At 61.4% G+C, this 4,902-nt stretch carries 5 protein-coding genes; 4 read left to right on the plus strand and 1 reads right to left on the minus strand.

The window, feature by feature from the left end; all coding sequences use genetic code 11:
• Nucleotides 1-318 precede the first annotated feature (318 nt).
• Both ABSF49_RS20030 and ABSF49_RS20035 read left to right on the plus strand, forming a co-directional pair.
• The gene (locus ABSF49_RS20030; protein WP_424114398.1) at nucleotides 319-618 is read left to right on the plus strand and encodes a hypothetical protein; all 300 of its coding nucleotides are present in this window, start codon (nucleotides 319-321) and stop codon (nucleotides 616-618) included.
• Entirely contained in the window at nucleotides 618-1,040 is a 423-nt protein-coding gene (locus tag ABSF49_RS20035; protein WP_424114399.1) for a type II toxin-antitoxin system VapC family toxin, read from the plus strand. The genes ABSF49_RS20030 and ABSF49_RS20035 overlap by 1 nt, the downstream gene beginning before the upstream one ends.
• 120 nt (nucleotides 1,041-1,160) lie before the next feature.
• Here the strand turns inward: ABSF49_RS20035 and ABSF49_RS20040 are convergent, their stop codons facing one another.
• Nucleotides 1,161-1,451, minus strand: a complete 291-nt coding sequence (locus ABSF49_RS20040; protein WP_424114400.1) for a GIY-YIG nuclease family protein — start codon at nucleotides 1,449-1,451, stop codon at nucleotides 1,161-1,163.
• Nucleotides 1,452-2,004: 553 nt separating this feature from the next.
• Between ABSF49_RS20040 and ABSF49_RS20045 the strand changes: the two genes are divergently transcribed.
• Together ABSF49_RS20045 and ABSF49_RS20050 are read left to right on the plus strand one after the other, a co-directional pair.
• On the plus strand, nucleotides 2,005-2,478 hold the full coding sequence (locus ABSF49_RS20045) for a hypothetical protein (RefSeq protein WP_424114401.1): 474 nt from the start codon (nucleotides 2,005-2,007) through the stop codon (nucleotides 2,476-2,478).
• On the plus strand, nucleotides 2,475-4,902 hold a 2,428-nt coding region (locus ABSF49_RS20050), incomplete at its 3' end, for an N-6 DNA methylase (protein ID WP_424114402.1). The genes ABSF49_RS20045 and ABSF49_RS20050, both read left to right, overlap by 4 nt.

Consider the following 4,902-nt stretch of genomic DNA (forward strand, 5'->3'; position numbering starts at 1 on the left):
CAGATTGCAAATTGCAGTTTCGTCACTCACGAGAAACTCCGCTTTGGCGCCGAGTTGCGCCACTGTCTTCGTCCCGTTGGAGCTATGTCGTACGGCAAAATTTCCAAGAGGCGGAAGGCGCTTACCGTTCGCCAACAAACGCGTTTGTGATCAGCGCCGCGGTTTGGAACGCGTGCCGGACTGTCAAAGGCAAGAGGCCGGCATGCATAAGCGGTGGGCAAATGACCCACGCATCTGGGGCAAGCCGCGCGCCGACATCCGCATCTTGCCGAGACCCCACACTCTGGCTATATTACTGGAAATAGGCTGGAGGTCGTCGTGGGCGATTCGCAAAAGCGCGCGATCCGGAACTATCGATCCCGCCTCGGCGAACGCGGCCTGGCCCGCTTCGAGGTGCTCGGCCGCGACGCCGATCGCGACCTCATCCGATCGTTGGCGCGCCGCCTGGCGGAGGAAGGCCCGGAGGCCTCGCGCCTGCGCGCCGCCGTCAGCCAGACCATCGCCGGCGAGCCGCCGAAGAAGGGCGGCGTCCTGGCGGCGCTCAGGCGCTCGCCGCTGGTCGGCGCCGATCTCGATCTGACCCGTCCCCGCGAGGCGGGACGGAAAGTCCGGATCTGATGCGCTACCTGCTCGACACGAACATCCTCAGCGACATCGCCAAGCCGGCCCCGTCGCTCTCCCTGCTCGCCTGGATGAGCGAGCAGGTCGACGAGGACCTGTTCATCGCCTCGCTGACCGTCGCCGAAATCCGCCGAGCGGTTCTCGAAAAGCCGGCCGGAAAGCGCCGAGATGCCCTCGAGGCCTGGTTTTCCGGGCCGGAAGGCCCGCAGGCGCTATTCGCCGGCCGCGTGCTGCCGTTCGATGAGGCCGCGGCGCGGATCTGGGCGCGACTGATGGTCGACGGCGCGAAGAAGGGCCGGCCACGTAGCGCGCTCGACACGATCATCGCCGCCGTCGCCGAGGCGCACGGCTGCACGGTGATGACCGACAACGAGCGGGATTTCGCCGACGTGAAGGCAATCAATCCGCTGCGCGGGTGAGCCGCCGACCACGTCGATGATACGCGGGGCGGGCAAGACCCGAATGGGGAATTGTGCACCCGTTACCGCAATTCCGTCATGGCCGGGCTTGTCCCGGCCATCCACGTCTTCGCCATCGATTCACGCGTTCAGGTCTTCGTACAGATCGCGCCAGTCGGGATTGGCGGCGTGGATCAGGCGCGCCTTCCAGGCGCGGGGCCAGTGCTTGATATTGCTCTCGCGCTGGATGGCGTCGCGGATGTCCTCGTAGAACTCAATGAGCACCAGTCGCTTGAGGCCGTACCGGCGCGTGAAGCCATCAATCAGGCCCTCGCGATGCTCGTGCGCGCGGCGCGCGATATCGCTCGTCACGCCGGTATAGAGCGTGCCGTCGGGCCGGTTCGTCATGATGTAGACCCAGCCGCCGCGCATCGCGCCGCATCCTATCGCGGGCGCCGTCGTCGGCGAAAGACGTGGATGGCCGGGACAAGCCCGGCCATGACGAGTCATTTGCTCAAGTGGCCGGGGTTGCGAGCTCGACGGCCGCTGATGGGTATCCGACGAACTGGCAGGCGGCGGAAGCGGAACGAACCTCGCCGTCGAACTCTTGGCGGCGAAACTTCCAAACCGCTGCGGCTGTCAAGGACGCGCCTTTCTGGCGCGCCGCCGCGCGGCGGTCGCCGCAGGCGATCCTTGACAGCCGCAGCGGTTTGGAAAAATGGGCTCTGCAAGAGCTCGACGGCGAGGTCCGTTCCAGCGGGGGCGGAGCGAGACGCAAATCGGCTATTGTGCACCTGTCACCGTAACCCCCGTAACCCCGCTGCGCGGGTGACGGCGTAAAGTCGCGAGGCGCGCACCGCGGAGGGCGAAGCCACGGATGGGGAATTGTGCACGCGTCAGCTGGCAGGTGCGACCTCAGTGACTGTTGCCGATGCTATCCAAATCCGGTAAATGTCACCAGGGTTTCCCGTTGTCGGTGACAAGAATGACTGAGATCGTTGCGATTCAGTTTACCCAAGAGCAGGCGCGCACGCTAACCAGCGTCTCTGCGGAGACCGTTCGTCATTGGCGACGCGCCATACCCTACTTGGCAACCAAGCCAGGGAAAGCGGCGCGCTTCACCTTCACCGACGTCGTCGGTTTGGCCGCGACGAGACAGGTTATTTCCACGTTTGGGGTCCACATCACAAGCGTGAGCTTCGGCATCAATACTCTCTTCCAACTCCTCGCCGAAGCACGTCCCGCGGCCCTGGAGGAAGCCATGGCTGTCATCACTACAGACGGTGCCGCGATATTGGCTGCCGCTGACCTCTCCACCAAGCGTTTCGACTCCGCTACGCTGGTGATTCCTCTTGGGCCGCTAGTTGACCGTTTGCACCGTCAGATGGTCCCTATCCTCCCGGTGGCAGAGCAGACAACGTTGCCATTTCCGCCCCAAATCGTGCGGAGCGGAACGTGAATCCAGAGCCCCTTCGTCGGGTGTTGGAAGCGACCGGCTACCTTCCGGATGGCCAGCCCGCGCCGGGAGTGCATCTGGGCGACGACGCTCGACGCATGCGCAAAGGACGGTTGTTTTCGCCAGATGGCTTATGGCGGGGCTCATCGGCCCTAACAGTCTATTTCAAATTCGAGACTGTCCGCCCCACTGATGAGACTGTCACGGCATGGCGGCGGGAAGTCTGGAATGAAGGATTCGCACCGCTCCTGTGGGTCATCTCTCCCGACCACATCGATCTCTACAACGGTTTCGGGCGCCCCGAACGAACTGGCGACGCAGCCAAGAACCGATTGCAGACTTTTCGAAACATCGATGCCGCGCTTAGCGAGCTCGATGCCCTGGCCGGTCGATTGGCCATGGAGACAGGACAGTTTTGGGCTCAGGCGCCATCCGTCGACCGCAAGACCGGAGTTGATCAACAGCTCTTGTCCGATATTGCGCTTCTTGAACGCGATTTGGTCGCAGCCAATCTCAAACGGGCCGAAGCGCAAGGGTTGATCGGGCGATCCATCTTCACGCAATATCTAATTGATCGTGGAATTGTTGGCCCAGACCGGTTGCAGACTTTGTGTGGCCACGCGACCCTTCCGCCAATTCTACGCGAACGCGCTGCGACCGAACGTCTGTTCACCTGGCTGAGCGACACATTTAATGGCGATATGTTTCCGCCCGCATCGGCAGCGAATACACCTCGCTCGGCGCATCTAAACCGGGTCGCCGATTTCCTGCAGGCAGTTGAACCAGTTACCGGGCAAACGAACCTCTTCCCATATCAATTCGACATCATTCCGGTAGAGTTGATAAGCTCGATCTACGAACAATTCTCTCATTCGTCGTCATTACGTTCGCAACGGGCACCGCGATCCACAGAGGCGGCTCGTCTAGGTGTCTACTATACTCGCCTCCCCTTGGTCTCGCTTGTGCTAGACGAGGTCATGGTCGGATTGTCCGGCAAGGAAACCGTTCTCGACTTAACCTGCGGGTCCGCGGTTTTCCTCGTCGAAGCTCTCCGACGGCTGGTCGCCTTGAGGTCGGGCGGAGCGCCACCGACCCGCGCTTTGATCCGCTCGACTCTCTATGGACAGGTCTACGGCGTCGACATTAGCGAAGCCGCTATTCGAGTTGCGGCTTTTAGCCTGTATTTGGCCGCGCTCGAACTCGATCCCGATCCGCAACCACCGCGCGCCCTCAAGTTCAACCCGCTGATTGGCAAGACACTTTTCGTCGGCAACGCGCGCAATATTGAGACCACGCTTACTGGAAAGGCCGTGCTGAACGCGCGGGACGGTTTGAAGAAGTTTGATCTCATTGTTGGAAATCCGCCTTGGAGCTTTAAGGGCAAGGCCGGTACTGCCGTGCGTCGACAAACGGGCACCCCTAGGATGCCTAGCCAACCTCGTGGCGAAGGGCTTGATTTCGTCTTGCGCGCAGCGGAGTTCGCGCACGACAAAACCCGCTTCGGCATGATCCTCAGTGCCATGCCATTCTTCAGCGGGAGCAAGACCGGTGCAGCGGCGTCTCACTACGTGGTAAAGCGCCTGTCCCCGGTGACCCTGGTCAATTTGTCAAACCTGTCGGGGTGGCTGTTTCCCACTGCGACAATGCCGGCCGTCGCTCTGTTCGCACGACACCGCGATCAACCCGCCGATCAGATGACCGTCGTCCAGGTGCCTTGGTCCCCTGCTGGAGCTAAGAGCCACACCTTCGAGATCGCACCTAGCGATATCGTTGAGTTGTCACTCGCCGAATGGGAACAACAGCCCACACGCCTAAAGACAGCCGCTGTTGGCCGTCGCCGCGACCTTCAACTCCTCGACACGCTGACAGTGTCGAACAAATCGCTCGGAGAACGACTGTCTGGTCTCGGAACACAGATGCACGTGGGACTAATTCGGGGAAGCGCTCACAATCAAACCCGTGACGCCCGCTCATTGCGGGAGCTTGAAATTCTAAAAACGGGTGACCTTCGTCCGTTTGGTTTTCCGAAGGGTCTACCCAAATTCGGCCAGAATCACGCACAGTGGCCTAGATCACGAGATATCTATCGAGCCCCAATCTTGCTCGTGCAGGAGTTTCTTGCAGGTGGCCCACGGCCAGTTGTTGCGATCTCGGATCGCGATCTTGTCTTCACGAACGCCTTTTTCGGAGCCGCGCTACCAGTAGCGCACGTCAAATCGGCACGTCTTCTCGCTGGCATTCTGAGTTCCGCCCTCGCGTCCTGGTTCTTCGTCATGACGGCTGCGGAATTCGGCCTATGGAAGCGGCGGCTTCTCTGTCACGACGTTGCTCTTCTGCCGACGCCCGATCTTGAGGCCGCCGTATGGTCAGAGGCTGGGCAGCGGATCCTTCAGCTCGAAAAGGGCTTCCGGGCAAGCCCACCCCAAG

Origin of the sequence: Roseiarcus sp., from assembly GCF_049514155.1 — a bacterium.
In the GTDB taxonomy this organism is placed as follows: Bacteria; Pseudomonadota; Alphaproteobacteria; order Rhizobiales; family Beijerinckiaceae; genus Roseiarcus.